This window comes from Jeongeupia naejangsanensis, assembly GCF_016865585.1.
Classification (GTDB): domain Bacteria; phylum Pseudomonadota; class Gammaproteobacteria; order Burkholderiales; family Chitinibacteraceae; genus Jeongeupia; species Jeongeupia naejangsanensis.
In genome coordinates, this window is sequence record NZ_JAESND010000003.1 from 125,181 (window position 1) to 151,481 (window position 26,301).

The window sequence follows — 26,301 nt, forward strand, 5'->3', positions numbered from 1 at the left end:
TCGAACGTATCAGGAGGAAGGGAAGTGGTCGCCACCGATTCCAAGGTAGTCAAGCTCGGGCGTTACAACGTGCAACAGGGACAGAGTTCGGTCTCCGGCCTGTCGTCGGGTGCCTTCATGACCGTGCAGCTGCATCTGGCGCATTCGGCCAGCTTTGTCGGCGCCGGCATCATTGCCGGCGGGCCGTTCCGCTGCGCCGAATCCTTCCCCGGCGCCGCGCCGGTGGCCGAGGATGCCTACATCCAGAACTCGCTCTACATCTGCCTGAATCCGCTGGTGCCGCACACGGCGCCGAACGCCGAGCATCTGGCCCAGCTGGCACGCCAGACCGCCGCCGCCGGCGAAATCGACCCGGTCGAGCATCTGGGCGACGACAAGGTCTACATCTTCACCGGCAGCAAGGACGAGGTGGTCTTCTCGGATACCGTGGCGCGGACCAAGCGCTTTTACGAGCTGCTGGGCATCAAGGCCGAACACATCGATTACGACGACACCGTGCCGGCCGGCCATTCGATCATCACGCAGAACCCCGAGGATTCGCCGCTCGGCACCAACCAGCCGCCTTATATCAACCAGGGCGATTTCGTACAGTCGCACCGCATCCTCGAGCATATCCACGGCAAGCTGAAGCCCGCGGTCGAGCGTCCGACCGGCAGGCTGGTGCGTTTCGACCAGCGCGAATTCCTCGACTTCCTCGCCGACGACGACAAGAAGGCAAGGCGCGACAGCATGAGCGACTTCGGCTACGCCTACATTCCGAAGGCGGTCGAGGATGGCGAGCCGGCGCGCGTGCATATCGCGCTGCACGGTTGCAAGCAGGGCTACAACTACGTCGAGTACACCAACGGCCGCCGCGACACGCAAAGTTCGCCGCCCTACGGCAACCGCTACGTCACCACCACCGGCTACAACGAGCTGGCCGACGCCAACAACTTCATCATCCTGTACCCGCAGGCCGAAGGGACCGACAACGGCTACACCCAGAACCCGGAAGGTTGCTGGGACTGGTGGGGCTACTCGAGCGCCAATGCGCAGCGCCCCGACTACTACTCGCGCAGCGCGATCCAGATCCGCGCCATCCACGACATGCTCAAGCGCCTCGGCGGCTGAGTCAGGGAGATAAGACAATGTCCTTCTACGATGCGATTTCAGCGGCCATTCCGCAGGCTTTGCAGCCGGCGGGCGCGCAGCGCCTGAACGGCCTGACCCAGCTGTATGCCCAGTCGGCCAGCCGCCAATGGCAGAACGGCCTCAACACCGTGGCCGTCCTGCCGGCGTACGCCAACCCGGAAACGCTGTTCGAAGCCTGGGCGTTGCAGCAGGCGGTGTGGCAGCGGCTGCAGAAACAGGGCGAGCAGTGGTGGAACGGTCTGGCGACGATCTACGCCGAGCGCGACGAATTGCGCCGGGCCAACACGGTGAGCAAGTTTTTCGAGCAGGAATACAACCTGTACGCGCAATTCGGCGAACTCGTCGGTGACCAGTTCACCAGCCTGCTCGAGCTGGCTGACAACATCCAGGTCGACTACGGCTACTGGATTGCACAAAAGCAGGCCGCCGCAGTCCAGCAGTCGAAGGTGCCGGCTTCGGCCGATGGCGTAGCCAGCACACGGCGCAAGCAGGCCAACGCGGCCTGAGCCAATCCCGCCGGGGCGCAATGCCCCGGCGCAGTCCGGTTCCGTCGGCCGGGCGGCGCCCCCTCGGGGCGCCGTCATCACTGAAGCCTCCGATCCCCGATCCGCAATCCACCGTCGCCCGGCGTCGTCCGGTGCGTCGCTGTCCAACAGCGTTGTGCCCATTCCGGCCTTGTCCCTACCGTCGGCGATGCCGTTTCACGGGTGCCGGATGTGCGCCGTTATTGCCGTAAGCAAATGCGCCTCCGCGCGATGTATAGCAGGTATACCAATCGTTCATTTTCCAGTTTGCGCGGGCTGGAATATATTTTCATCAACCCGGGACGCACAGGGCGGAGCGAAAAGGAAACCGCACCGTTTTGAATGAATCGGGGATTCGGCGGGGAGGAGATGAAACAGCAATGACCCTGCAATTTTTCAAGCAACGACGTAGAGGTTGGGATGTTGAGGAATATCTGTCTTGCGGGCGTATTGGCGACGGTGTCGGCAATGTCGTTCGCAGCTGAACCGGATCAACCCAAGATCGTACTCGAGCAGAAATTCGATGTCAGCGCCGAAAAGGCCTGGGGAAAACTCGGCACGTTCTGCAGCATTGCACACTGGCAATCCCTGGTGCGCGATTGTCTGGTGGAAGAACGGAGCGACGGCATTTATCGGGTGGTGGTGATGAAGAACGACACCGCTTATACCGAACGCCTGGAAACGTTCTCGCAATCCGATCGCAGTTTCAGTTACTCGATCTTGAGTGGTCCGCTGCCGGTCAATCAATACCGGTCCGAATTGAAGGTCGAATCACGGGGTAGTGAATCGAAGCTGGTTTGGCGGGCGTGGTACACCGTTCCGGAAAAAGGCGATAGCCAGAAAATAAAAAGCGATCTTGAATCGCTGTTCCGGAATGGAATCAACGGAATGACGGCACTGCTGCATTCCTGAGTTGTTCAAATCAAATACAAAGGAGAAATCATGATTCTGGTTACTGGTGCCACAGGCAATGTAGGTAGTGAAGTCGTTCGTCGTCTCGCCGAGCAGAACGTCGCAGTGCGGGCGCTGACCCGCAATGCGGACAAGGTCGGTCAGTCGGGTTCGGTCGAATGGGTGCAGGGCGAGTTCACCGATGCGCAGAGCCTAAACAGCGCGCTGCGCGGTGTCGACAAGGTGGTGCTGATCACCCCGGCGCATGCCGACATGGTGGCGCATCAGCTGGCCGTGGTCGAGGCTGCCAAGGCGGCTGGCGTGAAGCACATCGTCAAGCTGTCGGGTCTGGGTGCCGGTCCGGAGGCGCCGATCCGCCTGCCGCGCAACCACTTCCTGATCGAGAGCAGCATCAAGGAAAGCGGCCTCGCCTACACCTTCGTCCGTCCGAACCTGTTCATGCAGGTGCTGATCGGCTCGGCCGGCAGCATCGCGTCGGATGGCGCGATCTACGCCCCGGCCGGCGACGGCGCGATCAGCTTCACCGACGTGCGTGACGTGGCGGCGACGATCGTGACTGCGCTGCTCGAGCCGGGCCACGAAAACCAGGCGTACGAGATCACCGGTCCTGCTGCGCTGACCTATGCGCAAGCCGCCGACGTGCTGAGCACGGCGATCGGCAAGCCGGCGAAGTACGTGGCGGTCGACGAGGCAACCGCACGTGACGCGATGACGTCGGGCGGACTCGACCAGTGGCTGGTCGAAGCCTTCCTCGAGCTGTTCCAGATCTACCGCGCAGGTTACGGCGCTGCCGTGCTGAGCGATACCGTGGCCAAGGTCACCGGTCGCCCGGCGCACGATCTGAACAACTTCGCCAACACCTATCGTCCGCAGTTCGTGGCGGCCTAAGCGCAGCCTGGGTGCGGTGGGCGGTTTGTCCAGCGCACCCGGAGCCCAATTACAAAGAGAAATCCGATGAATCCAGATCAAATTGTCGTGGTCGGTGACAAGTTCGCCCACTTCGCAAACCTGCCAGGCGTGATGACCGTTTCGCAACTGGCGCACAAGCTCGACGGTGCGGCACAGGACGAGGACCTGCCGACGTCGGTGGTGATCGGCCAGGGCGTGTCCGAAGGCTGGTACACCTACCTGAAGGGCCGTTTCAACGCGCGCGGTGTGCCGGTGGCATTCCGTGGCGAGGAACAGATTACCGGGCGCACCGGTCGCCGCTTCAGCCACAAATGGCAGCGCCGCAACATCCTGATCACCGATCCGCAGCAGACCGGCCTCAACCAGTACCACATGCTGCTGTCGCTGGACGATGACTGCGAAATCATTTCCGACCACACCACCGGCCATCACATCCAGGGCATGGTGCTGACCGAAGCGGCACGCCAGGCGTTCCTGGCGGTGAGCGAGTGGTTCCTGCTACCGAAAAACGAGAAGTACTACTTCGTGATCAACAAGTTCAACGTCGATTACACCAAGTTCACCTTCCCGTTGCAGGTCGGCATCGACTTCCACATCGAATCGCTGGACCAGAGCCGCGCCGACCGGATGTCCGCCAAGACGAAGATCCGCTTCGTCCAGCAGAACGAGACGGTCTGCACCGCCGAAGTGGAGTACACGGCCATCCTGGAAAGCAGGCTGAACCCGAAGGAAGAGCAGATGGCCATCACCGCACTGAACAACGTGCTGGATGTCCAGGCTTCGCAGCCGCGACAAGTGGCCTGATGGCCGGACACCGGGTCATCGGGGCTCAGACCAGCTCCTGGCAGGTCTCGATGACCTGATCGCGAATCCAGTTGGAAATCGGGTTCTTGGTCAGGTGGTTCAGGCGGATGAAGTGGAACAGGTGGTTTTCGCTGGGCAGCGGCAGTTCGTTGATGCGCAGCGGGTAGGCCTTGGCGAAATGCTGTGCCAGTCGGCGCGGCAGGACGCAGAGATAAGGTTGCTGGCACAGCAGTTCCGGAATGGCATTGAAACTGTGTACCGAACCGACGACGCGGCGTTTGCTGCCCATTTCGGCCAGACGTTCGTCTACCCAGCCGGACAGGTGGCCTTTATAGGAAACCAGCAAATGCTCGGCGGCAAGGAATTGTGTCATGGTCAATCCGTCCGAAATGGCCGGATGCAGATTGGAGCAGACCGCGACGTAATCCTCGCGGAATAGCGGGTCGGTGGCAAGGCGGCCGCAAGGCGGTAATGAAGAAACAATGGCGCAGTCGATTTCGGAACGCTCGATCAATTCATGGGCGTCCTGATAGGTGGCCGGCATGGTGGTGAGAAAGACCGAAGGCGCTTGCTGGCTGACGCGTTGCAGTAATTTGGGCAGAACAATGGCGATGCCGTAATCGTTGAGCCCGAGTTTCAATGAAGTGGAAATGTGTTTTGGATCGAAGCCGGAAGCCATGTTGACGGCGGCCTCGAGCAGGGCCATGCCCTCGAACAGCAGCGGGGCAATCATTTCGGTGGTACGGGTCGGGCGCATTTCGCCGTCGATTCGGACAAAAAGGCGCTCGTTGAAAATGTAATTCAATCGCTCCAGTGCGCGGCTGACTGCGGGTTGCGTCATTGCGAGCTGCTTTCCGGCATGCGTGAGATTGCGCTGGTTGTAAATGGAAAGCAGGACCTTGAAGAGATTGAGGTCAATCGGTCTCAGGCTGTTGTTCATGGCTGATTTGAAGATATGAAAGTGCGGGTTCGGGGCAATGGCAGCCGATAGGGGCGGCCGCTCGGAACGAATTGAAAATTTTTTATGGTCGGGCTGAAAAGTGCATAAAAGTTTCGTTCCTGTTTTAGTGATCGGTGCCGGTCCGGTCGGGATGGCGACGGCAGCATTGCTGCGCCAACAGGGGATTGCGGTTCGGGTCATCGAAAAGAACGATGCACCCACGCCGTTTTCGAAAGCGGTAGGCGTCCATGCGCGGACGCTGGAAAGCATGCATGCGTTGGGGGTGACCGAGCAGTTGCTCAGCCAGGGGCATCCGATGCATTCCTTTCGTTTGGTTGACAATGGCCAAACGATTATGCAGGCAAAGTTTACAAATATTTCATCGGCATATTCGTTTGTTGTAGGTTTGCCGCAAAGTTGCACCGAGCGCACCTTGCTGGCGCGCCTGATCAGCCTCGGCGGCCGCGTCGAGTGGAATACCCGGCTCGTCAGCATTGCCCAGCTGGGCGATCGCAACGACGCGAGCCAAGCGGCGCAGGTGAAGCTGCAGCATGCCGACGGCAGCGAGGAAATCGTCAGCTGCAACTGGCTGATCGGTGCGGACGGCAGCCGCAGCGCGGTGCGCGAGCTGGCCGGGATCGGCTTTCCGGGCGGCGATTACGGCAAGTCCTTCATCCTTGGCGACGTCAAGGTCGACTGGGCCGGCCCCAAGTACGAGCTGCAGTTCTTCCTCTCGAAGCACGGCTACCTGCTGCTGGTGCCGATGCCGAACGGCCTGCACCGGATCATTGCGCAGACCGACAAGCTGTACGAGGACTTCCAGGGCGACGAAAAGCCCAAGGCGACGCTGGCCGAGCTGCAGGCGATTGTCGATCGGCAGGGGCCGGGCAATATGCGCGTGCATTCGCCGGAATGGCTGACGTGCGCGCCGTTCTACCACCGCCGTGCCGACACCTGCCTGCAGGGCCGGACACTGCTGGTCGGTGATGCCTTCCACCTGTTCAGCCCGCTGGGCGCACAGGGACTGAATACCGGTTTCCAGGATGCCTTCAATCTGGCGTGGAAGCTGGCGTACGTCGAGAAGGGCTGGGCACCGGTCGGTCTGGTCGACAGCTATCGCGACGAGCGCGAAGCCATCGCCAAGCTGATTGCCACCATCACGTCCAAGACCACCGACTACATCACCGCGACGGCGTGGCACCGCCGGATGATGCGCCGGCTGGTGACGCGCTGGTTCAACCCGACGCCGAAGGTGCAGGAGCAGTTGCCGCGGCTGCTGGCCGGGCTGATGCAGGCGTACGACGGCGCGCAGGCGTCGCCGAAGGGGCTGCCGCAGGCCGGTACCCGCGTGCCGCACGCGTGGATTCCCGAAGGCCTCGGCTACAAGCCGCTGGCCAGCCTGATCCACGGCAACGCGTTCACGCTGCTACTGATCGCCAATCGTGTCGACACGCGAACGCTGCAGCAACTGCAGGCCTTCTGCAGCCAGCATCTGCCGCTCATGCCCTTCCTGAAGGTGAAGCTGGTGACGCGCGAGGTCGAGGCGATCGACGTGTCGATGCCGGCCGGCGTCGAGGTGATCGAGGACAGGCTGAGCAGCATCTTCGAAGCCTTCGACGTGACCGAACGGGCGCAGGTCCTGGTCCGGCCCGACGGCTTCACCGCCCAGTCGAGCCACGGCTGGTCGCTGGACGCGGTCACCGCCCATTTCAACAAAGCGCAATTTGCAGCGCGTCCGGCCAGGACCGCGACGCGAGAGGAGCTGGTTAGCCATGAAGCGTAAGGCCGCTTTCTTCGATGTCGACAACACGCTGCTGAACCTGAAGTCGATGTTCTCGTTCCAGCAGTACTACTACGCACGCACCGGCTCGGGCGATGCCTATCCGGCCTTCGTCCAGATGCTGCAGGACCATCCGCAACGCCACGACCGCCAGGCGCTGAACCGCCTGTTCTACCAGAGCTTTTCGGGGCGGAGCCAGTCAGTGCTGCGGGCGATTGCCGAGGCCTGGTTCGCCCACCAGCTGGGCGAGTACGGCGACGCGCTGTGGATCCGTTCGGCGCTGACGCTGGCCGGGCGCCTGCGTGCCGAGGGCTACCAGCTGGTGGCGGTATCGGGCTCGAGCCACGAAATCCTTGCACCGCTGATGCGCCACCTCGGCTTCGACGCGTGCCTGGCGACGACGCTGGAAGTCCGCGACGGTTTCTATACCGGGCAGATCGACGGGCTGCAGATGATCGGCGACGGCAAGGGCGTGGCGGTCCGCCAGTACGCGGCGGAGCAGGGCATCGATCTGGCCGATTGCGTCGCCTGCGGCGATCACATCACCGATCTGCCGATGCTGTTCCAGACCGGCCTCGCTTTCGTGGTCGAGGGCGACCCGGCACTCGAGGAAGTGGCCCGCCAGCGCGACTGGCCGGTCCTGGCGCTGAACGAGCAGGCGCAGGTGGCCGAAGCCATGCACGTCTGACAACCCGGCTGCTTCGCAGGCCCAACCCGATACCGCTGCGCCGGCCCCGGCAGGCGCAGCGTCCTTGCCCGATTTCCTTCAACAAGTGAGTAAGACATGAACAATGTATCCCGCTGGGCCGCCATGCTGGCCCTCCTGTTTGCCACCGCCGCGTGGGGCGGCCTGTTCCACGCCGGCAAGCTGGTGCTGAACAACGTCGACCCGTTCTGGTTCACCGTGGTCCGCTATACCGGTGCGGCGCTGCTGCTGTGCTGCATCCTGCTGCTGCAGGGCAATGTCCGCTGGACGCTGCTGCGCGAGCACTGGCTGCGTCTGGCCAGCCTCGGCCTGATGGGCTACGGCATGTTCGGCATCCTGGTCTTCATCGGCCTGTCGCACTCGGTACCGTCGCACGGTGCGGTGATCATGGCGACGATGCCGATCACCACGCTGCTGATGCGCTGGGTGTTCGAACGCCAGCGGCCGCAGCTGTGGGCCTGGTGCGTCGTCGCGCTGGCGATCTTCGGCGTCTCGCTGGTCTCCGGCGTCTGGCACGGCAATACCGCCGAGGGCCAGAGCACCGTGGTCGGCGACCTGATCGCCTTCGTCGGCACCGTCGGCTGGATCATGTACACCCGTGGCCAGGCCAGCGTGTCCAGGCTGTCGGTGATCGAGTACACGACCTTCACGGCGATTCTGGCGCTGCCGGGGCTGTTCGCCTTCGCACTGGTCGCAACCTTCCTCGGTTATGCGCACCGTCCGGCGCCGGCCGACCTGATCGCCGCGATTCCGCCGATCCTCTACATCGTCGTCATCGGTACCGTGCTGGCCGCACTGGCCTTCAACAAGGGCGTCCGGACCCTCGGTGCGGTCCACGGCATCGTGTTCATCAATCTGGTGCCGGTGTCGGCCCTGCTGATCAGCGTTGCCAAGGGGGCTTTGCCCAACGGCAGCGAGGTCGTCGGGACGCTGCTGATCATCGTTGCCCTGACCGTGCAGGCCCGAAAGATGGGTCTGGCGGTCAAGGCCAGCCAATAGCGGGTGACGCACCGGGGCGCCGGCAGACGCCGCCCCGGTGACGAAGCACGCAACACCCAGGAAACGCAGTCATGAAGATGGTCATCGGCAACTGGAAAATGAACGGCAACATCGATCTGTTGCATTCGATTGTTCCGACGCTCTTACACGAAGGTCTCGGCTCGGCGGTGGCGCTGTGCCTGCCCTACCCCTACCTGAGTGCCGCGCACTCGCTGCTGAAGGCGGCGCGCTCGCAGATCAAGCTCGGCGCTCAGAACGTCAGCGAGCATCCGTTCGGCGGCTACACCGGCGAAATCTCCGCCGCGATGCTCAAGGAGTTCGGTTGCCGGCTGGTGCTGGTCGGTCACCCGGAGCGGCGCAGCCTGTTCGGCGAAACCCGCGAAGTGACGGCCGGCAAGCTGCACGCCGCGCTCGGTGCCGGGCTGTACCCGGTGTACTGCGTCGGCGAGACGCTGGCGCAGCGCGAGGGCGGGCTGGCACGGCAGGCCATGGTCGACGAGCTGGCGCTGCTGGCCGGCGTGCCGACCGACCGCTACGCCGTGGCTTACGAGCCGTCGTGGGCGATCGGTGGCGGCGTGACTGCAACCAGTGCCGACATCAACGACATGCACCTGTTCATCAAGGACGTCCTCGGCCCCGGCACCCGGGTGCTGTACGGCGGCAGCGTCAAGAGCCACAACGCCGGGCAGGTGCTCGGCCTCGACAGTGTCGATGGGGTGCTGGTCGGCAACGCGGCGCTGTCGGCCAGCGAGTTCCTCAGCATCTGCCACACCGCGAACCGCTGCGCGCACGGCGAACCGATCGAGCTGCTGAAAAAGCCGCGGGCCGGGCTGATCGACACCGACGGACCATCACATCACCTGCCGGGCATGCCGTCGATCGACAGCCCGTTCTGGCGCGAGTTTTAAGCGCGGCCGCGATTCGTCACGGCAGCGCGTTTTTTACACACCACCAATAAAAACGCAGTCCAACACAGCTAGGAGCAACCATGAAATTTCCGTTCAAATCCGTCATCGGCGGCGCACTGGCCGTCATGAGCCAACTCGCACTGGCAGGTCAGCTGGGCGTGTTCACCTCCGACGCCAACGGCTTCGACACGCACACCTTCTACTACGATGACGGCAAGGAGGTGACCATCATCGATACCCAGTTCGTGCCGGCGCTGACCGAGGCGATGGTCAAGCAGATCCGCAGCGAAACCAAGTCGCCGATCACCCGCGTCGTGGTCACCCACCCGAATCCGGACAAGTTCAACGGCCTGCCTTACCTGCACAAGCAGGGCGTCGAATCGATCACCAGCGCGGCGGTGTCGGCCGAGATGCCCAAGGTGCATGCCTACAAGGAAAATTTCTGGGTCAATACCGCCAAGGCCTTCAAGCCCGGCACCTACCCGGCGTTCGAGAACGTCAAGACGACGTTCACCGGCAAGAGCGTGGTCAAGCTGAAGTCCGGTGAAACGCTGAGCCTGATCGAGCTGCAGCACCCAGGCGTCGCGACCAAGCAGGTGGTCGTGCGCATCGACCAGAGCGGCGACCTGATCGTCGGCGACCTGCTGCACAACAAGGCCCACCTGTGGCTGGAAGGCGGCCTGGTCAACGGCAAGCCGCGCGCGGACCTGAAGGCGTGGTCGGCCGCGGTAGGCGAGCTGACGGCGCTGTCCCAGGGCAAGCCGAATGCCAAGGTCTACGGCGGCCGCGGCGAATTCGTCACGGTGGGCACGGCTGTCAAGGAGCAGCAGCGTTACCTGACGCAGGCCGATACGCTGGTCCGTACCTATATCGAGCAACTGGGCGACCGCAAGGGCGAGCTGAAGGATCCGAAGCTGGCGGCCAGCCACTACAAGGAACTGGAACGCCGCTTCAGCGAACGCTTCCCGGACTACAAACTCAGCTACATGATCGGCTACAGCGTGTACGGTCTGGTCAACACCGATATCGACGCCGGCAAAGCGCTGTAATCCCGGCACCGCGCGCCACAGGGCGCGCCTGAGGCGCAGTGGGCAACGCTCACTGCGCCAGTTGCGTTGCCAGATAGTCGATCAGTACCCGCACCTTCGGCGCCAGATGGCGCTTTGGCGGATACAGCAGCCACGCGGTGCCACGATACGCCGGCGCGCGGAAATCCCAATCCGGCAGCACCTGAAGCAGGCGGCCTTCGGCAATCGCGGCACGTGCGGTAAACAGCGGCAGGCAGGCGATGCCCAGATGCGCGAGAGCGCCTTCCAGCCGCACCCCGCTGTGGTTGGCGACGTAGCGCCCCCGCACGCTGACGGTGGCTACCTCGGCATCGCGCTTGAACTGCCAGCGTGCGTCGTCGGGCGTTTCGCCGAGATAGATGCAGCTGTGCCGGGCCAGTTCGCGCGGATGGGCCGGCGTACCGTGTTCGGCCAGATAGGCCGGCGTGGCGGCCAGCACATGCTGGATCCGCAGCAGCGGTCTTGCCGCCAGCCCCGGTGGCGGCGTTTCGGTCAGCCGCAGCACCAGATCGACATCGTCGTCGAACGGATCGACGTCGCGGTCGGTGAGGACGAGCTGGATGTCGACCTCCGGATAGCGCGCCAGAAAGGCCGGCAGCGTCGGATGGACCACCTGACGGCCGAACGCGTTGGGGATGCTGATGCGCACCAGCCCGCGCGGCGCTTCCATGAATTCGTTCGGGACTGCCATCACCGCCCTGGCCGCCGACACCATGTCCTGCGCGCGGGTCAGCACGGCGCGTCCCGGCTCGCTCAGCCGCAGCTTGCGCGTGGTGCGCTCGAGCAGGCGCGCCCCCAGCGCGTTCTCGAGCCGGCCGATCTGCCGGCTGACCGCCGACGGCGTCGTGCCGAGCTGCCGGGCCGCGGCGGAGAAACTGCCGGCCTCGACCACGCGGACGAACACCGCCATATCGGGCAGCAGGCCGAGATAGTCATCGTGCATGCCGCATCCTCCCGCTCGTTGATTTGTGCTTGAAATACACAAGTATTGTGTTTGCAAGGCTGATTATCGCACTTTAGCGCAAGGACTAAGATCGCTCCATTCCCCGCTTCCGAGCCTGCCATGTCCGCCATCCTCTCCCGTACTCCCTGGCTGGCCGAAGCCATGCTGCTGCTGGTCGCCCTGCTGTGGGGAACGAGTTACGGCGTCGCCAAGGGCGCGCTGGTGTACTACCCGGTGCTCGGTTTTCTGGCGGTGCGTTTCGGCCTGACCTTCCTGCTGCTGCTGCCGTCGCTGCGGCAGCTGGCAACGCCGGCAGGGCGCGCCGCGCTGGGGGCGGGCCTGCCGCTCGGCGCCATCCTGCTGGGGATCTTCATTTGCGAAACCTTCGGCATCGCGCTGACCACCGCGGCCAACGCGGCTTTCCTGATCAGCCTGTGCGTGGTGTTCACGCCGTTTGCCGAGTGGATCATGCTGGGTCGCCGGCCGGACCGCACCGCAATGCTGGCCGCCGGCGTTTCGCTGGCCGGCGCGGCCATGCTCAGCTCCGGTGCCACATTGCGCTTCAATCTCGGGGATGCGCTGATGCTGGTGGCCGCGGTCCTGCGGGCGATCAACGTCTGCATGATCAAGCGGCTGACGCAGGACCGGGCGATGCCGATGCTCACGCTCACGGCGGTGCAGGCGGGGGTGGTGTGCAGCGGCAGCGTGGCGGTGGCCCTGCTGGTGTCGGGCACCGGCCTGCCGGCGCTACCGACCGCACCGGCGTTCTGGATCGCCTCACTGTATCTGGTGCTGTTCTGCACGATTTTCGCCTTCTTCGCGCAGAACTGGGCGGTGCGCCGCGGCAGCCCGAGCCGGGTGGCGCTGCTGATGGGCAGCGAGCCGGTGTTCGGCGCGCTGTTCGCGGCGGTCTGGCTGGGCGAGCGGCTGACGCCGCTGGCCTGGTGCGGCGCCGTGCTGATCGTCGGCGCCTGCCTGTGGGCGACGCTGCCGCGGCAGACGGCAGCCGTCGCGTAAGGCCTCAGTGCACCGGATAGACGCGCCCGGTCTGCAGGCCCTCGACACTCTTGCTGTACGCCAGCGCGACGCGGGCCGCCGGCACCGCTTCGAAGCCGCGGAAGTAGGGGCCGTAGCCGTCCAGCGATTCGACCAGCACGTTCGGGCTGACCACGTTGATGCGCAGGCCGCGCGGCAGCTCGATCGCCGCGCCGCGGACGAAGCCCTCGATCGCCGCGTTGACCATGCTGGCGCTGCTGCCGTAGCGGATCGGTTCGTCGCTGACGATGCCGCTGGTCAGCGTGAAGCTGCCGCCGTCGTTCAGCACGTGCTGGCCGGCGATGACCAGATTCACCTGGCCCATCAGCTTGTCGTTCAGGCCGATCGCGTACTGCTCGGGAGTGAACTCGCCCAGCGGACCGAAGTGCAGGCTGCCGGTCGTGGCGATCACGGCGTCGAGCGGGCCGGTTTCGCGGAACAGGCGCTGGACACTGGCCAGATCAGTCACGTCGACACGGAAGTCGCCGCTGCTGCGGCCGGCGGTGACGATGGTATGACGCGGGGCGAGTTCGGCGGCGACGGCACGGCCGATGGTGCCGCTGGCACCGATGACGAGCACTTTCATGGTGAGCTCCTTGCTGTTTGATTGTTGACGAAATTCATCATATACAAGGCTGTATCGATGATAATCAGCATTGAAATCAATTCACTATTGCATCCATGAATGGAATCGACCCGGCTCACGCCAAGACACTGTCCTTGCAGTGGGCCATGACCTTCGCCGCCGTGGTCGAGCATGGCAGCTTTACCCGCGCGGCCGACGCGCTCGGCGTCTCGACCGCACGGGTCAGCCGTCAGGTCGGCCAGCTCGAAGCCCTGCTCGGCACGCCGCTGCTGTACCGGACGACGCGGCGGCTCAACCTGACCGAAGCCGGGCAGGTGTACTTCGCGCATTGCCGCAACTGGTCGCAATGGGCCGGTGCGGCGGCACAGGCCGTGCGCGAGCTGCGCGACGAGGTGGCCGGCACGGTGCGGATGACGGTGCCGACGAGCTTCGGCAGCGCCTTCATGGCGCAGGCGCTGCTGGCGTTCCGGGCACGCTATCCGCAGGTGAGCGTCGAGCTCGACCTGAGCCGCGAGCCGCGCGATCTCGAAGCCGACGGCTTCGATCTGGCGATCCGCTCGAACCTCGCCGCGCCGGAGCGGCTGGTGTCGCGCCCGCTGAGTCTGGTGCGCGACTGGGTGGTGGCCAGCCCGGCACTGCTCGGCGACAAGGCGCCGCAGACACCGGCCGAACTGACGGACTGGCCGTGTCTCGCCAACCAGTTTTTCCGCGAGGCAACGCACTGGGTGTTCAGCCGTGACGAACTGCCGTACGCGGTCGACATCGCGCCGGTCATGCAGAGCAACAATTTCGACATGCTGCGCAATCTGGCGCTGGCGGGCGGCGGCATCGCCCGGCTGCCGAGCTATCTGGCGATCGCCGACGTCGAAGCGGGGCGGCTCGTGCGCCTCCTGCCCGACTACCGGTTGCCGGCGTTGCCGTTCTATCTCGTCTACCCGCAACGGTTGCCGCAACCGGCCAAGGTGCGCGCGGTGATCGACTTCCTGCTCGAGTGGTTCGCCCAAGCGCCGCAGCGCGACCGCTTGCCGCCAGCCGCCTAGCCGGCCGGTGCGGCGGCGGGCCGCGCGCTACTTCTCCTGCATGGCCTTGCCCGCGGGACGCACGCGATCGTCGCCCCGGCCCTGGTGGATGACGGTCGGCTCGGCAGCTCTGGCCGCAAACGCGGCATCGTCGAGCACGACGCCGTGGGCGATGTAGAGCTCGACATCGGTTCGCTGCAGGCCGATACGCTGTTCGGTGCCTACGATGACGACGCCGGTCTTGCGGTCCGAGTAGATCCGGTACTCGGTACGCGGGCCGATCAGGTTGAGCCGCAGCTCGCTGTTCAGGTTGCTCTGCATCAGCCCGAAGTAGGCGCGCAGCCGGCGCGGGCCCGGGCCTTCGCCGCGCTGGCAGCCGGCGTCGCAGCGGTAGGCATGCACGAGCTGGTAGCCGTTGCGGACGAGAATCTCGCCGTAATAGTCGTTGAGCCATTGCGCGCTGTCGTCGAGCGTATAGCTGTAAAACCAGGTATTGCCGGCGACCGGGACCAGCTGGTCGGCGCGGATGCCTTTGCCCGGGGTGAAGTACGGCGTAGATACCGGCACGTCGACGCGCAGATGTTCGAGGTATTTGCCCTGCTCGAACGGCGGGTTGCCGGGCAGGATGTCGAGGTCGAACGGTGCGCGGCTCAGCGGCACCGGTTTCTCGCGCACCGGCCAGACCGGTTCGGGTCGGCCCTTGTCGCTGGCCGGACAGTCGGCGCTGTTGAGGCCGGGCTCGGTCGGGCTGGCTTTCAGCTTGCGGGTGATCGGCTTCAGGTCGCGGATCGGCCCCTGCGCGATCGCCAGCGTTACGTCGACAAGCGCCGGGTCGGCGTCCGAATGACCGGTGCCGAGCAGCACCACGCCGGCGCGCGGATTGGTGTAGACGGTGTAATCGATGCCGTAGCCGGCGGCCGGGCGCGGCCGGACATTGCGCATGGCGTTGCCGGCGACGCGGCGCAGCTCGACGCCGTCGGTATCTCGCAGGCAGCGTTCGTCGCACTGCTGCATCTCGACCCGGGTGAAGCCGTCGCGTGACAGCGCGCACTCGTAATGTTTGCGGACTGCGGCGGCGGTGACTTCGCCTTTGCGGTAGCGGTATTCGGCATACCAGCCGGTGCCGGTGACCGGGACCGCGTACTCGTCCCAGCGTTCGGGGACGCCGCGCTTGTCGCGGATCCAGCCGGACACCGGCACATCAAGCTCGACGTTCTCGCGCACGAAGGGCGGGAAGGTCGAGACATAGCCGGGCAAGGGAGTCAGGCCGAAGGGCAACGGTGCCGCACCGGTCGAGGTCGGGTCGGCGCCGGCAACGGGCAGCGAGAGTGCGAACAGCAGGGTCCACGGCTTCATCGTTTTTCCCCAGCGACGGCGCTAACTTCACCATACAGGCGGCGTGGGGATCCTGCCGTGCCGGTGGTCGGCCGTTTCCGGGGCGCTGTTACGGATGCCGGCCGCTGCGACTGTGCCTTTGCCGGAATTGCGGACGGCGCATACTGGATGCTCCCTTTCCGGAGCATCACCATGGCGTTGAAAGACTGGCTGGCCGCACTGCTGGTGATCGTGGCCTGGGGCGTCAATTTCGTCGTCATCAAGGTCGGCCTGCACGGCGTGCCGCCGATGCTGCTCGGTGCCTTGCGCTTCATCCTGGTCGCGTTTCCGGCCGTGCTGTTCGTGCCCCGCCCGCAGGTGCCGTGGACACGGCTGCTGGCCTATGGCGCGACGATCAGTCTCGGGCAGTTCGTCTTCCTGTTTTCCGCCATCGACGCCGGCATGCCCGCCGGTCTGGCGTCACTGGTACTGCAGGCGCAGGCCTTCTTCACCGTGCTGCTGGCTGCGGCGCTGTTCGGCGAGCGCATGCACTGGTACAGCCTGGCCGGGCTGGCCGTGGCGGCGGCCGGACTGGCGATGATCGGGCTGAGCGGCGGTGCCGGACGCGTCTCCACCCTCGGCTTCGGGCTGACCTTGTGCGCCGCCCTGTGCTGGGCGGGTGGCAATCTGGTGATCAAGGGCATCGGCAAGGTCGACCCGCTGGGTCTGGTGGTCTGGGGCGCGCTGGTGCCGCCGTTGCCGTTTCTGGCGCTGTCGCTCTGGCTGGAAGGCGCGCCGCGCATCACGGCCAGCCTCGCCAGTCCCGGCGTGGACAGCGTACTGGCGGTGTTCTACCTGGCCTACGTCGCCACCTGCCTGGGCTACGGGCTGTGGGGCCGTCTGCTGGCACACCATCCGGTGCGGCAGATCGCACCGCTGACCTTGCTGGTGCCGGTGGTCGGACTGGTTTCGGCGCGGCTGCTGCTGGGCGAACAGCTGACGCCGGTCCAGTGGGCGGGCGGGCTGGTGGTGATGCTCGGGCTGCTGGTCAACGTGTTCGGTCCGCGCTGGCGGGCAGCGCCGCAGACCGCCTGATATGCCGACGTTTCAGCCGCCGGCGCGTTTGACGCGGTGGCCCAGCTCAGTGAGCAGGGCCATCACCGGTTCGCAGTGGTCGCCCTGGATTTCGATCACGCCGTCCTTGACCGTGCCGCCCGACCCGCACCGGGTCCGCAACTGTTTGGCCAGCAGCGCGATCGCGGTGGCGTCCAGCGTCAGGCCCTTGACCAGCGTGACGCCTTTGCCTTTGCGCGTTTCCCGCGAGACCCGCAGCGCGCCGTCGGCGAAGCCCGCCGGCGCGGCGGCCTTGCAGCTGCAGGCCGCCAGCGGCTGGCGGCAGGCCGGGCACATGCTGCCGTGTTCGGTCGAGTAGACCAGACCGCCTGACGATGGCGCTTTCAACGGCTGGCTCCGCGTCCGGGCCGGAAGATCCGTGTATCCATCAGCGGCCGCTGCGCGCCTTGCCGTGGGTTTTCTTGCCCTTGCCCTGACCCGGCAGCACGACCTTGCGTGCCCCGGCCGGGGCGCGCGGTTTGGCGGCCTGCGGTACCGGCTGGGCGCCACGCGGTGCGGCATGGCTGCGTTTTTCTCCGGCCGCTTCACGCGGAATCAGGTGATGCGGCGCGTTGCCGATCAGGTCGGCGCGACCCATATTGATCAGCGCTTCGCGCAGGATCGGCCAGTTTTCCGGATCGTGGAAACGCAGGAAGGCCTTGTGCAGCTTGCGGCGATAGCCGTCGCGGATCACGTCGACCTTTTCCGAGCTGCGGCCGAGTTTCTTCAGCGGGTTGCGGCGGGTGTGCCACATCGTCGTCGCCAGCGCCATCGGCGTCGGCGTGAACGCCTGCACCTGGTCGGGCTTGAAGTTGTTCTTCTTCAGCCACAGTGCCAGATTCAGCATGTCCTCGTCGGCCGTGCCCGGGTGGGCGGCGATGAAGTACGGGATCAGATACTGCTGCTTGCCGGCTTCCTTGCTGTACTTCTCGAACAGGCGCTTGAAGTTCTCGAACGCGCCGATGCCCGGCTTCATCATCTTGCTGAGCGGCGCGTCCTCGGTGTGCTCGGGCGCGATCTTCAGGTAGCCGCTGACATGGTGGGTCACCAGTTCCTTGATGTACTCGGGCGATTCGACCGCGATGTCGTAACGCAGGCCCGAGCCGATGGTGATCTTCTTCACGCCTGGAATCGCCCGCGCCTTGCGGTACAGCTGGATCAGGTGGCTGTGATCCGTGTTGAGGTTCTCGCAGATGCCCGGGTAGACGCAGCTCAAACGTCGGCAGCTGTGCTCGATCTTTTCGTCCTTGCACGCCAGCCGGTACATGTTCGCGGTCGGGCCGCCGAGGTCGGAAATGTGGCCCTTGAAGCCGTCGGTCTTGTCGCGGATTTCCTCGATCTCGGTCAGGATCGATTGCTCCGAACGGCTCTGGATGATGCGGCCTTCGTGCTCGGTGATCGAGCAGAAGGTACAGCCGCCGAAACAGCCGCGCATGATGTTGATCGAGAAGCGGATCATCTCCCACGCCGGGATGTGCGCCTTGCCGTAGCTCGGGTGCGGATTGCGTGCGTACGGCAGGCCGTAGACGTAGTCCATCTCCGGCGTGGTCAAAGGCACCGGCGGCGCGTTCATCCACACATCGCGTTCGCCGTGCTGCTGCACCAGCGCGCGGGCGTTGCCGGGGTTGGATTCCAGATGCAGCGTACGGCTGGCGTGCGCGTACAGCACCGGGTCGTGCGCGACGGCCTCGTAGGCCGGAATCCGCACCACGGTTTTCTGCCGTTCGGCCTGCTTGGCGGCGATGCGCTCGGCCTTGCTGACGAGGCGGATGGGTTTGGGCGCATCGGCGTCGCCGCCGGTTTCACAGGCTGCGCTGGCCTGTTTTTCTTCTTCCATCGCGTACGGATCGGGATGCGGATCGACGCGGCCCGGGGTGTCGACGGTGGTCGAGTCGAGCACGTGCCAGTCGCGCGCCGGCATCCAGCCGTGGCCGGTCATGAAGGCCGTGCCGCGGATGTCGCGCATGTCCTTGAGCTTTTCGCCGGCGGCGGCGCGGTGGGTGACTTCGACCAGCGCGCGTTCGGCGTTGCCGTACAGCAGGATGTCGGCCTTGGCGTAGACGATCGCCGACTGGCGAACCTTGTCGCTCCAGTAGTCGTACTGGGCGATCCGGCGCAGGCTGGCCTCGATCGAGCCGACCATGATCTGCACGCCCGGGAAGGCCTCGCGGCAGCGCTGCGAATACACCGTCACCGCGCGGTCGGGCCGGCGGCCGGCGACTGCGTCGGGCGTGTATGCGTCGTCCGAACGCGGGCGCTTGTCGGCGGTGTAGCGGTTGATCATCGAATCCATGTTGCCGGCGGTGATGCCGAAGAACAGCCTCGGCTTGCCCAGCGCCTTGAACGGCTCGGCGCTGTCCCACTCGGGCTGGCTGATGATGCCGACCTTGTAACCCTGCGATTCGAGCAGCCGGCCGACCAGCGCCATGCCGAAGCTCGGGTGGTCGATGTAGCAGTCGCCGGTCACCAGGATCACGTCGCACTCGTCCCAGCCGAGCGCAGCCATTTCGGCGCGGCTCATCGGCAGGAACGGCGCCGGCTTGGTGCGGCGCTGGGGGGCGTAATCGAAAATCGGCGTTGGAACGGAATTCATGATGACCGGCAATCTGGCTAATCGGCCATTTTCGCAGATTTCGCCGTGATTAATCCGGAATTTTTCTTGTTTTTCATCGGGATAGCGCTGGACGGCAGGGTAAAATGACCGGCTTTCCACCCACGATCCGTCAAGGATGCCGTCATGCAAATCTGGGTCGACGCCGACGCCTGCCCCAAGGTCATCCGCGAAATCCTCTGCCGTGCCGCCGAGCGTGCGCAGATTCGTACCGTTTTCGTCGCCAACCAGTTGCTGAGCGTGCCGCCGTCGAAGTGGATCGCCGCACTGCAGGTACCCAAGGGTTTCGACGTGGCCGACAACGAGATCGTCGCGCGTGTCGCGGCCGGCGATCTGGTCATCACCGCCGACATTCCGCTGGCCGCCGACGTGATCGCCAAGGGCGCGCAGGTGCTCGACCCGCGTGGCGAACGGATGACGCTGGAGAACATCCGCGAGCGGCTGTCGCTGCGCGACTTCATGCAGGGGCTGCGCGATTCGGGCGTCGAGACCGGCGGGCATTCGGCGCTGAACCAGGGTGACCGGCAGGCTTTCGGCCGGGCGCTCGACACCTGGCTGGCGAAACGCCGCTGACAAAACGCTGCTGACAAAACGCTGCTGGCTGCGTTGTGCTCGCTTGCCGTACCTGTGTGTACTGTCTGCGCTTCGCACGCCTTGCCAGCACCGCTGCGCTGCGTTTTGTCAGCGGCGCTGCTTTGAACGGGAATTCAAGATGCCAAATCTGTTTGCGGACATTCCCCGCGACCTGCCCGACGAGCTGTTCGAAACACTGGCCGGCGCCGGCCCGGTGCGGATCGAGCGGATCGTGTCGAACGGCCAGACCTCGCCCGAAGGCTTCTGGTACGACCAGACCGAGTCCGAGTGGGTCGTCGTGCTGCAAGGCAGCGCACGGTTGCGTTTCGAGGACGAGAATGCGGACACCGAACTCGGCGTCGGCGATCACGTGCTGATCGCACCGCACCGTCGCCACCGGGTCACGTACACGGCGGCGGCGACGGTGTGGCTGGCGGTGTTTTTCTGAACGCAACTAGTGTGCCGGGCGGGGCACCGGTGCTGCCGGCCGGCCCGATGCCAGTGCGACGCCGCCGATGACCAGCACGGCGCCGGCCAGCTGGGCGCCGCTGAGCGGCTGGCCGAGGGCGACGCCGATCAGCGCGGCGAAGATCGGCACCAGATTCATGAACATTGCCGTCCTGGCCGCGCCGAGCTTTGCCACGCCGTCGTTCCACCACATATAGGCCAGTACCGAGCCGAAGACGCTCATCACTGCGATCGCCGCAACCACGCCGGCTGGCGGCACCGTGTAGAAATCCGGGCTGGCGAACTGGGCGATGGCGCCCATCAGCAGGCCGCCGAGGCCGACCGTGGCCGCCGACACCTGCAGCGGCGCCAGACCGCGAACGAAGCGGCGGGGAATCGTCGAGTAGATGGCCATCGCCAGCGCGCCGCCGAATACCAGCACGTCACCCGGCGTGAACAACAGCGCCAGCAGCGCCGCCAGCGAGCCGTGGCTGACGACGGTTGCGACGCCCGCCAGCCCGAGCGCGAGGCCGCCCAGCTGGCGCGCGCTGACTGCATCGCGGTTCAGCAGCGCCGACAGCATCACGGTCAGTGCCGGGCTCAGTGCGATGATCAGCGCACCGTTGACCGGTGACGTCCAGTGCAGGCCGTAAAACAGCGCGATATTAAAGCCGCAGATGCCGACCGCCGCCATCGCCAGCAACGGCAGCGCATTGCGGCGCAGCCCGGCCCAGTCCAGCCCTTCGCGCCAGTACACCAGCGGCACCAGCAGCACGCCGGCGGAGAGGAAGCGCCAGCTGGCGATCGCCAGCGGCGACAGGTGGCCGACCGCGTACTTGGCCAGATGGAAAACCGCCCCCCAGAAGAAGGCAGTCAGCGCCAGTTTGAGATAGGTGGTGCGCATGGCGGGACTCCGGGCAACGTCATGTGATCGATGCTTTGAGTATAATTTTCCGTAATCGCAACGATTTTTGAGAGTTTGGAAAACAGTTTTCCGGATATGGAAAATGATCTCGACTGGAACGACCTGAAGTTCTTTCTTGCCGTCGCGCGTGGTGGCGGGCTGACGCCGGCCGCGCAGGCGCTGGGCACCAGTGCGTCGACGGTGTCACGCCATGTCGATGCGCTCGAGGCAAGGCTCGGCGTGCGGCTGTTCATGCGTCAGCAGCGCGGTTACCTGCTGACCGACGAGGGCAGTGCGCTGTTCGGGCAGGTGGCCGAGGTCGAGCGCGCGACGCAGGCGGTCGAGCGCAGCCGCGGCCGGCTCGACGGTGGAGAGGTCTCGGGGCTGATCAAGGTCGCGACATCGGAGACGCTGGGCAACCACCTGCTCGCACCGAATCTTGCCGGCTTTGTCGCGCAGCACCCCCGGGCGCAGGTCGAGCTGGTCGTCAGCCGCCACCTCGCCGACCTGAACCGGCGCGAGGCCGATCTGGCGCTGCGGATGATGGAGCCCGGCTCGGCCATCGTCGGCGCCGACTACATCGCGCATCCGCTCGGCAAGGTGCGCTTCGGCCTGTACGCCACGCCGGTGCTGGTGGCCGCACATCCGGACTGGCGCACCATGCCCTACCTGAGCTGGGACGAATCCTGGGGGGATTACTCGATGGGCAACTGGCTGATCGCGCAATACGGCGGCCGCGAGCCGCTGCTGCGCGCCAACAACCTGCAGGCACAGTACGCCGCAGCCTGCTCGGGGCTCGGGCTGGTGATGCTGCCGCATTTTCTCGGCGGTGCCGATCCGCTGCTGGAAGCGCTGCCCGGCACGCCCGAACCGGCCGGGCGCGACCTGTGGATCGTCTACCACCGCGACCTCAAGGCCAGCCGCAGGGTGCAGGCGATGCGCCGCTACATCGAGGAACTGGTGGTGCGGCTGAACGACGCCACGCATTAGGCGCGGTGGTCATCGCTGCGCCGGGACGGCCGGCGGACATTGCCAAAACGCACAGCATGATTGTCATCGGCGCATCGCGGTGACGGCGCCCGGCGCCTAGAGTCACAGCGTGTCTGCGAGGAGGTGACGATGAACATCTTGCTGTCCGTACTGGGTTTGACGCTGGCCGCTTCCGTTGGCGCCGCGCCTATACCGGCCGACGAAAAGCCGGTGCAGAAGGTGCGCACCGGTTTCATCGAGGGCTGGAATCAGGTGCCGCTGAAACGGCTGGAAGATCAGGCTGCGCGCTATCGCGGCACGTATTATCTCGAAGGCCTGCACAACACCAGGCGCATTGCGCTGACCTTCGACGACGGCCCGAGCAGTTACACGACGGCCTTGCTGAAGGTGCTCGACAAGCATCAGGTCAAGGCAACGTTCTTCTTTCTCGGCAATCAGGTGGAGGCGTCCCCCGAGCCGGCGCGCGCGGCGCTGAAGGCGGGGCACACCATCGCCAATCACAGCTACGACCACCCGTACCTGACCGGGCTGACCCCGGCGCAGCTGTGGGGCGCGCAGTTCGGCCGCACCCAGCGCATTTTCAAGGACAAGCTCGGCGTCGTTCCGGCGCTGCTGCGTCCGCCCTACGGTTTCATCGACGACAACCAGATTGCGCAGCTCACCGCCCAGCGACAGAAGCTGATCCTGTGGTCGATCGATACGCAGGACTGGTATGTCGCGCGGCAGCTCGGTGCGGCGAATGCGCTGTACAACACGGTGCTCAACCATGTGCACCCGGAAGCGATCGTGCTGATGCATGACGGCGGCGGCAACCGGGCCGGCACGGTCGAGGCGGTCGACATGCTGATTCCGGTGCTGAAAAAGCAGGGCTACGAATTCGTCACCGTCGACCGGCTGATCGGCACGCCGGCGTATCTGGACCAGCCGGGCTGAGGTTGCGGTAGCGCGCTTACTTCAGCGTGTCGAACTCGACCAGCAGTGTGGTCTTTTCGTCGTTGAGCCAGAGCTGGCCGTCCTGGATCGTCACCTGCAGGCGCATCGTCCGCTCGGCCATCGCGCCGAGTGCGGTCAGCGTGTCGTTGTCGATCGCCAGCACGTGCAGATTGTCGAAACGGCTGAAGCCGCCGGCCATCGGCGCCCACCAGGTATCGGCAAAACGCGGGCCGCCGTAGGCGTAGACCCAGGCTTCGCCGGCACGTTGCGCGGCGCGGCGGATGCGCTTTTCGTCGGGCTGGCCCAGCTCGATCATCACCTCGATCTCGTCGACGAGGTTCTTCTGCCACAGCGCCGGTTCCTCGTCATCGCTGATGCCCTTGCCGAAGGCCATGGTATCGCTGGCGTGGCGTGCAAACGCCACCAGACGCAGCATCAGCCGTTCCGGCGTTTCCGACGGATGCTGGGCGACGGTGAGGGCATGCGTCTCGTAATAACCGCGATCCATATCGGCGATATTGAGTTCGGCTTTGTAGATCGTGGCCTTGAGCGCCATGGCGGTTCCGTGTGGTGGAATGAGGGAAAAGGCGCAACAGTTTAGTCCAGCGCAAACGAATCGGCGAGAAAAGGGCCGCCGGGGAGCCAGCCGGCGGATGCGGTTCCCCGGAAATCGGCATAAAATCGTGTTTTTTCACGGACGACGGTTGTCCGGTATCTCAACCCGTGGGGCAAGCAATGAATCTGGCGGATGTGCAGGCGAAGTATCAGGCGTTCAAGGAACTCGGTCTCAAACTCGACATGTCGCGCGGCAAGCCGGCACCGGAGCAGCTCGATCTGTCGCTGCCGCTGCTCGACGCGCTCGACGGTTTCAAGACCGCCGACGGCACCGACACCCGCAACTACGGCGGTGGCGTCGCCGAAGCGCGCGCGCTGTTCGCCAGCCTGCTCGACGTGCCGGCCGGCCAGGTCGTCGTCGAAGGCAGCGCCAGCCTGTCGCTGATGCACGACGTACTGATCTACAGCATGGTCTACGGCCAGCCGGGCCACGCGCCGTGGGCAGGCCAGTCGCCGGCCTTCATCTGCCCGGTACCGGGCTACGACCGCCACTTCGGCATCTGCGAAGCGCTGGGCATCCGCATGATCAATGTCGCGATGACCGACAACGGCCCGGACATGGACGAAGTCGAGCGCCTCGTCGCGTCGGACGCCAGCATCAAGGGCATGTGGAACGTGCCGAAGTACAGCAACCCGGGTGGCGTGGTGTACTCGGATGAAACCATCCGCCGTCTGGCCGCAATGAAGACCGCTGCGCCGGACTTCATCCTGATGTGGGACGACGCTTACCGCTTCCACCACCTGACCGAAGAAAACATCGTCAGCGCCGGCGTCATCGATGCCTGCGCCGCCGCCGGCAACCCGAACCGCGCCTGGGTGTTCGCGTCGACCTCGAAGGTCACGTTCGCCGGTGCCGGTCTGGCCGCGCTGGCCAGCTCGACCGACAACGTCGCGTGGTGGACCAAGAAGTCGGGCATCCGCAGCATCGGTCCGGACAAGGTCAACCAGCTCCGTCACGTGCGCTTCCTCAAGGACCGCGCCGGCGTCGAGGCGCTGATGGTCAAGCATCGCGACATCCTCGCGCCGAAGTTCGACGCGGTACTGGCACAGTTCGAAGCCGTGCTCGGCGGTGTCGAGGGCGTGAGCTGGACCTACCCGAAGGGCGGCTACTTCATCGATCTGGTGACGCCGAACGGTTTTGCCAAGCAGACCATCGAACTCGCCAAGGCCGCCGGCATCACGCTGACCCCGGCCGGCGCGGCGTTCCCGTACGGCAAGGACCCGAAGGACGCGCACATCCGCATCGCGCCGAGCTTCCCGTCGCTGAAGGAAATCGCCCAGGCGGCCGAAGGCATTGCGCTGGCGTTGCGCCTCGCGATCGGCCGCTAAAAAATCCACGCAGTCCGGCGGCTGCGCCTGCGCATCCCACGCCCGTCCGATGCTCGAAATCCTCATGGACTCCACGTCCATTCCGGTTTCTGCGCTTCGGGCGAACGTGACCTGCTCGGGCTCGCTCACCGACCTGTGCGGATTTTGCGCTAAATAACGAAACCGCCGCCCGGCTCACCCGGCGGCGGTTTTTCTTTGCGCGTACGAACCGGCTGGGCCCGGCGCATCGGGTTTGCCGGTGTTGCGCTGCGCGCCAAGCGGCGACGGACGCGGTCGCGGCGACCGGGAAGGCGGATTATGCTTCCGGCATGGATACTTCCCCGCTCTGGACTGCCGGCATCCGGCATTATCTCGGCCCGCGTCTGATGGCGATGGCGGTGCATGACGGCCCGCCGCCGCCGCCCGGCGATGTCGACCGTTTCGCGTTCTGCTTCGTCTCGGCCGGCTCGGCCCGTGTCGATATCGGCGGCGCCAGTCAGCTCGTCGCCGCACCGACCGTCCTGCTGCTCGACGAAGCCTTGCGGCCGACGTTCGATGCGGCACGCGGCCTGCGCTGCGAAAGCGTCGTCTTCCATCCGGGTGTCGTCAACGATGCCTTCGAACCGGCAGCACTGCGCGCGGGCAGCTATGTCGGCACGGCGATGCAGGATGCCGACGTGCTCGATCCCTTCATCAGTACCTCGCCATTGCGCCGCTGCGTTGCCCTGTCGCCGGCGCTGGCCGGCCAGACTGCCGCGACACTGACGCAGATGCGAACGCTGCTGACGCATCAGGACGATGTCCGCTGGCCGTGCCGGGCGCGCGCGGCGTGGATCGCGCTGCTGTTCGGCCTGCGTGCCGCGTGGGAGGCGAGCGATCCGGCGCCCTTGCTGCCCGCCGACGCGCGCATCGCCCGGGCACTGCAGTGGGTGCACGACCATTACGCCGAGTCGTTTACCGTCGACGCGCTGGCACGGATCACCGGTTGCAACCGGACGACGCTCAACGAGGGCTTCCGCGCCCATACCGGCAACAGCGTGCGCGCCTACGTGGTCGCGCTGCGGATGCGCGCGGCATCGCAGCTGCTGCGCGACACGCTGATCCCGGTCGGCGACGTGATGGCCAAGGTCGGTTACGACAACCCCAGCCATTTCAGTCGCACTTTCCGTACCGTGACCGGCCTCTCGCCCGGCGCGTACCGGCAGCGCGAGTGCTGGATGAACTGAACGG

Annotated in this window: 27 protein-coding genes; 19 read left to right on the plus strand and 8 right to left on the minus strand. The window is 65.4% G+C overall.

The window, feature by feature from the left end; all coding sequences use genetic code 11:
* The first annotated feature begins 24 nt into the window (after nt 1-24).
* From JMJ54_RS08300 to JMJ54_RS08320, 5 genes are all read left to right on the plus strand, one after another.
* Nucleotides 25-1,110, plus strand: coding sequence for an extracellular catalytic domain type 2 short-chain-length polyhydroxyalkanoate depolymerase (locus JMJ54_RS08300; RefSeq protein ID WP_203537705.1), 1,086 nt, complete (start codon nt 25-27; stop codon nt 1,108-1,110).
* Between the two features lie 17 nt (nt 1,111-1,127).
* Complete coding sequence (locus JMJ54_RS08305) at nt 1,128-1,637, plus strand: hypothetical protein (RefSeq protein WP_203537706.1); 510 nt, start codon at nt 1,128-1,130, stop codon at nt 1,635-1,637.
* A gap of 486 nt (nt 1,638-2,123) precedes the next feature.
* Entirely contained in the window at nt 2,124-2,567 is a 444-nt protein-coding gene (locus JMJ54_RS08310; RefSeq protein WP_203537707.1) for an SRPBCC family protein, read from the plus strand.
* Nucleotides 2,568-2,597: 30 nt separating this feature from the next.
* Entirely contained in the window at nt 2,598-3,455 is an 858-nt protein-coding gene (locus JMJ54_RS08315) for an SDR family oxidoreductase (protein ID WP_203537709.1), read from the plus strand.
* A 66-nt stretch (nt 3,456-3,521) separates the two neighbouring features.
* Nucleotides 3,522-4,280 carry an AfsA-related hotdog domain-containing protein gene (locus JMJ54_RS08320; protein ID WP_203537711.1) on the plus strand — a complete coding sequence of 253 codons (759 nt, stop codon included), beginning with the start codon at nt 3,522-3,524 and terminating at the stop codon, nt 4,278-4,280.
* Between the two features lie 25 nt (nt 4,281-4,305).
* On the opposite strand, the gene JMJ54_RS08325 is transcribed toward JMJ54_RS08320, so the two are convergent.
* A complete protein-coding gene (locus tag JMJ54_RS08325) occupies nt 4,306-5,490 on the minus strand; it encodes a LysR family transcriptional regulator (RefSeq protein WP_238999985.1) in 1,185 nt (394 codons plus the stop codon).
* Here JMJ54_RS08325 and JMJ54_RS08330 point away from each other — a divergent pair.
* The 5 genes from JMJ54_RS08330 to JMJ54_RS08350 all read left to right on the plus strand — a co-directional run bounded on the left by JMJ54_RS08330 (nt 5,372) and on the right by JMJ54_RS08350 (nt 10,662).
* Nucleotides 5,372-7,003, plus strand: coding sequence for an FAD-dependent monooxygenase (locus JMJ54_RS08330; protein ID WP_203537715.1), 1,632 nt, complete (start codon nt 5,372-5,374; stop codon nt 7,001-7,003). The genes JMJ54_RS08325 and JMJ54_RS08330 overlap by 119 nt on opposite strands.
* Nucleotides 6,993-7,688: an HAD family hydrolase gene (locus JMJ54_RS08335; protein WP_203537717.1), complete on the plus strand. Its 696-nt coding sequence runs from the start codon at nt 6,993-6,995 to the stop codon at nt 7,686-7,688. Before JMJ54_RS08330 ends, JMJ54_RS08335 begins: the two co-directional genes overlap by 11 nt.
* A gap of 96 nt (nt 7,689-7,784) precedes the next feature.
* Entirely contained in the window at nt 7,785-8,705 is a 921-nt protein-coding gene (locus tag JMJ54_RS08340) for a DMT family transporter (protein WP_203537719.1), read from the plus strand.
* 71 nt (nt 8,706-8,776) lie between these two features.
* A complete protein-coding gene (tpiA, locus tag JMJ54_RS08345) occupies nt 8,777-9,613 on the plus strand; it encodes a triose-phosphate isomerase (protein ID WP_203537721.1) in 837 nt (278 codons plus the stop codon).
* Nucleotides 9,614-9,693: 80 nt separating this feature from the next.
* Complete coding sequence (locus JMJ54_RS08350) at nt 9,694-10,662, plus strand: MBL fold metallo-hydrolase (protein WP_203537723.1); 969 nt, start codon at nt 9,694-9,696, stop codon at nt 10,660-10,662.
* Nucleotides 10,663-10,711: 49 nt separating this feature from the next.
* Here JMJ54_RS08350 and JMJ54_RS08355 read toward each other — a convergent pair whose 3' ends face one another.
* On the minus strand, nt 10,712-11,623 hold the full coding sequence (locus JMJ54_RS08355) for a LysR family transcriptional regulator (protein ID WP_203537725.1): 912 nt from the start codon (nt 11,621-11,623) through the stop codon (nt 10,712-10,714).
* 120 nt (nt 11,624-11,743) lie between these two features.
* On the opposite strand from JMJ54_RS08355, the gene JMJ54_RS08360 reads away from it, so the two are divergent.
* Nucleotides 11,744-12,640 (plus strand): DMT family transporter, encoded by an 897-nt coding sequence (locus JMJ54_RS08360; RefSeq protein ID WP_203537727.1) that lies wholly within the window; start codon nt 11,744-11,746, stop codon nt 12,638-12,640.
* 4 nt (nt 12,641-12,644) lie between these two features.
* Here JMJ54_RS08360 and JMJ54_RS08365 read toward each other — a convergent pair whose 3' ends face one another.
* Nucleotides 12,645-13,244, minus strand: a complete 600-nt coding sequence (locus JMJ54_RS08365) for a short chain dehydrogenase (protein ID WP_203537729.1) — start codon at nt 13,242-13,244, stop codon at nt 12,645-12,647.
* 95 nt (nt 13,245-13,339) lie between these two features.
* On the opposite strand from JMJ54_RS08365, the gene JMJ54_RS08370 reads away from it, so the two are divergent.
* A complete protein-coding gene (locus JMJ54_RS08370; RefSeq protein ID WP_203537731.1) occupies nt 13,340-14,284 on the plus strand; it encodes a LysR family transcriptional regulator in 945 nt (314 codons plus the stop codon).
* Between the two features lie 27 nt (nt 14,285-14,311).
* Here JMJ54_RS08370 and JMJ54_RS08375 read toward each other — a convergent pair whose 3' ends face one another.
* Nucleotides 14,312-15,619: a hypothetical protein gene (locus JMJ54_RS08375; protein ID WP_203537734.1), complete on the minus strand. Its 1,308-nt coding sequence runs from the start codon at nt 15,617-15,619 to the stop codon at nt 14,312-14,314.
* A gap of 171 nt (nt 15,620-15,790) precedes the next feature.
* Between JMJ54_RS08375 and JMJ54_RS08380 the strand changes: the two genes are divergently transcribed.
* Nucleotides 15,791-16,672, plus strand: a complete 882-nt coding sequence (locus tag JMJ54_RS08380) for an EamA family transporter (protein WP_203537736.1) — start codon at nt 15,791-15,793, stop codon at nt 16,670-16,672.
* A gap of 12 nt (nt 16,673-16,684) precedes the next feature.
* Here the strand turns inward: JMJ54_RS08380 and JMJ54_RS08385 are convergent, their stop codons facing one another.
* Complete coding sequence (locus JMJ54_RS08385; protein WP_238999986.1) at nt 16,685-17,038, minus strand: translation initiation factor Sui1; 354 nt, start codon at nt 17,036-17,038, stop codon at nt 16,685-16,687.
* Nucleotides 17,039-17,078: 40 nt separating this feature from the next.
* Nucleotides 17,079-19,283, minus strand: a complete 2,205-nt coding sequence (locus JMJ54_RS08390; protein WP_203537738.1) for a YgiQ family radical SAM protein — start codon at nt 19,281-19,283, stop codon at nt 17,079-17,081.
* Nucleotides 19,284-19,427: 144 nt separating this feature from the next.
* Between JMJ54_RS08390 and JMJ54_RS08395 the strand changes: the two genes are divergently transcribed.
* The gene (locus tag JMJ54_RS08395; RefSeq protein WP_203537740.1) at nt 19,428-19,874 is read left to right on the plus strand and encodes a YaiI/YqxD family protein; all 447 of its coding nucleotides are present in this window, start codon (nt 19,428-19,430) and stop codon (nt 19,872-19,874) included.
* Between the two features lie 139 nt (nt 19,875-20,013).
* Nucleotides 20,014-20,322 (plus strand): cupin domain-containing protein, encoded by a 309-nt coding sequence (locus tag JMJ54_RS08400; protein ID WP_203537742.1) that lies wholly within the window; start codon nt 20,014-20,016, stop codon nt 20,320-20,322.
* A 6-nt stretch (nt 20,323-20,328) separates the two neighbouring features.
* On the opposite strand, the gene JMJ54_RS08405 is transcribed toward JMJ54_RS08400, so the two are convergent.
* A complete protein-coding gene (locus tag JMJ54_RS08405) occupies nt 20,329-21,225 on the minus strand; it encodes a DMT family transporter (RefSeq protein WP_203537744.1) in 897 nt (298 codons plus the stop codon).
* Between the two features lie 96 nt (nt 21,226-21,321).
* On the opposite strand from JMJ54_RS08405, the gene JMJ54_RS08410 reads away from it, so the two are divergent.
* Together JMJ54_RS08410 and JMJ54_RS08415 are read left to right on the plus strand one after the other, a co-directional pair.
* Nucleotides 21,322-22,215 carry a LysR family transcriptional regulator gene (locus JMJ54_RS08410; RefSeq protein ID WP_203537746.1) on the plus strand — a complete coding sequence of 298 codons (894 nt, stop codon included), beginning with the start codon at nt 21,322-21,324 and terminating at the stop codon, nt 22,213-22,215.
* Between the two features lie 129 nt (nt 22,216-22,344).
* The gene (locus tag JMJ54_RS08415) at nt 22,345-23,148 is read left to right on the plus strand and encodes a polysaccharide deacetylase family protein (protein WP_203537748.1); all 804 of its coding nucleotides are present in this window, start codon (nt 22,345-22,347) and stop codon (nt 23,146-23,148) included.
* Between the two features lie 16 nt (nt 23,149-23,164).
* Here JMJ54_RS08415 and JMJ54_RS08420 read toward each other — a convergent pair whose 3' ends face one another.
* Nucleotides 23,165-23,704, minus strand: a complete 540-nt coding sequence (locus JMJ54_RS08420; protein ID WP_203537750.1) for a YaeQ family protein — start codon at nt 23,702-23,704, stop codon at nt 23,165-23,167.
* A 179-nt stretch (nt 23,705-23,883) separates the two neighbouring features.
* Between JMJ54_RS08420 and JMJ54_RS08425 the strand changes: the two genes are divergently transcribed.
* On the plus strand, nt 23,884-25,092 hold the full coding sequence (locus JMJ54_RS08425; protein ID WP_203537752.1) for an aspartate aminotransferase type Ic: 1,209 nt from the start codon (nt 23,884-23,886) through the stop codon (nt 25,090-25,092).
* Between the two features lie 308 nt (nt 25,093-25,400).
* Nucleotides 25,401-26,297, plus strand: coding sequence for a helix-turn-helix domain-containing protein (locus tag JMJ54_RS08430; RefSeq protein ID WP_203537754.1), 897 nt, complete (start codon nt 25,401-25,403; stop codon nt 26,295-26,297).
* The last annotated feature ends 4 nt before the right edge of the window (nt 26,298-26,301 follow it).

Coding starts and splice junctions, on each gene's coding strand:
- JMJ54_RS08305 (WP_203537706.1), top strand. CDS start 1,128: ATGTCCTTCTACGATGCGATTTCAGCGGCCATTCCGCAGGCTTTGCAG.
- JMJ54_RS08310 (WP_203537707.1), top strand. CDS start 2,124: ATGTCGTTCGCAGCTGAACCGGATCAACCCAAGATCGTACTCGAGCAG.
- JMJ54_RS08315 (WP_203537709.1), top strand. CDS start 2,598: ATGATTCTGGTTACTGGTGCCACAGGCAATGTAGGTAGTGAAGTCGTT.
- JMJ54_RS08320 (WP_203537711.1), top strand. CDS start 3,522: ATGAATCCAGATCAAATTGTCGTGGTCGGTGACAAGTTCGCCCACTTC.
- JMJ54_RS08330 (WP_203537715.1), top strand. CDS start 5,372: ATGGCGACGGCAGCATTGCTGCGCCAACAGGGGATTGCGGTTCGGGTC.
- JMJ54_RS08325 (WP_238999985.1), bottom strand. CDS start 5,490: ATGCTTTCCAGCGTCCGCGCATGGACGCCTACCGCTTTCGAAAACGGC.
- JMJ54_RS08335 (WP_203537717.1), top strand. CDS start 6,993: ATGAAGCGTAAGGCCGCTTTCTTCGATGTCGACAACACGCTGCTGAAC.
- JMJ54_RS08340 (WP_203537719.1), top strand. CDS start 7,785: ATGAACAATGTATCCCGCTGGGCCGCCATGCTGGCCCTCCTGTTTGCC.
- tpiA (WP_203537721.1), top strand. CDS start 8,777: ATGAAGATGGTCATCGGCAACTGGAAAATGAACGGCAACATCGATCTG.
- JMJ54_RS08350 (WP_203537723.1), top strand. CDS start 9,694: ATGAAATTTCCGTTCAAATCCGTCATCGGCGGCGCACTGGCCGTCATG.
- JMJ54_RS08355 (WP_203537725.1), bottom strand. CDS start 11,623: ATGCACGATGACTATCTCGGCCTGCTGCCCGATATGGCGGTGTTCGTC.
- JMJ54_RS08360 (WP_203537727.1), top strand. CDS start 11,744: ATGTCCGCCATCCTCTCCCGTACTCCCTGGCTGGCCGAAGCCATGCTG.
- JMJ54_RS08365 (WP_203537729.1), bottom strand. CDS start 13,244: ATGAAAGTGCTCGTCATCGGTGCCAGCGGCACCATCGGCCGTGCCGTC.
- JMJ54_RS08370 (WP_203537731.1), top strand. CDS start 13,340: ATGAATGGAATCGACCCGGCTCACGCCAAGACACTGTCCTTGCAGTGG.
- JMJ54_RS08375 (WP_203537734.1), bottom strand. CDS start 15,619: ATGAAGCCGTGGACCCTGCTGTTCGCACTCTCGCTGCCCGTTGCCGGC.
- JMJ54_RS08380 (WP_203537736.1), top strand. CDS start 15,791: ATGGCGTTGAAAGACTGGCTGGCCGCACTGCTGGTGATCGTGGCCTGG.
- JMJ54_RS08390 (WP_203537738.1), bottom strand. CDS start 19,283: ATGAATTCCGTTCCAACGCCGATTTTCGATTACGCCCCCCAGCGCCGC.
- JMJ54_RS08395 (WP_203537740.1), top strand. CDS start 19,428: ATGCAAATCTGGGTCGACGCCGACGCCTGCCCCAAGGTCATCCGCGAA.
- JMJ54_RS08400 (WP_203537742.1), top strand. CDS start 20,014: ATGCCAAATCTGTTTGCGGACATTCCCCGCGACCTGCCCGACGAGCTG.
- JMJ54_RS08405 (WP_203537744.1), bottom strand. CDS start 21,225: ATGCGCACCACCTATCTCAAACTGGCGCTGACTGCCTTCTTCTGGGGG.
- JMJ54_RS08410 (WP_203537746.1), top strand. CDS start 21,322: ATGGAAAATGATCTCGACTGGAACGACCTGAAGTTCTTTCTTGCCGTC.
- JMJ54_RS08415 (WP_203537748.1), top strand. CDS start 22,345: ATGAACATCTTGCTGTCCGTACTGGGTTTGACGCTGGCCGCTTCCGTT.
- JMJ54_RS08420 (WP_203537750.1), bottom strand. CDS start 23,704: ATGGCGCTCAAGGCCACGATCTACAAAGCCGAACTCAATATCGCCGAT.
- JMJ54_RS08425 (WP_203537752.1), top strand. CDS start 23,884: ATGAATCTGGCGGATGTGCAGGCGAAGTATCAGGCGTTCAAGGAACTC.
- JMJ54_RS08430 (WP_203537754.1), top strand. CDS start 25,401: ATGGATACTTCCCCGCTCTGGACTGCCGGCATCCGGCATTATCTCGGC.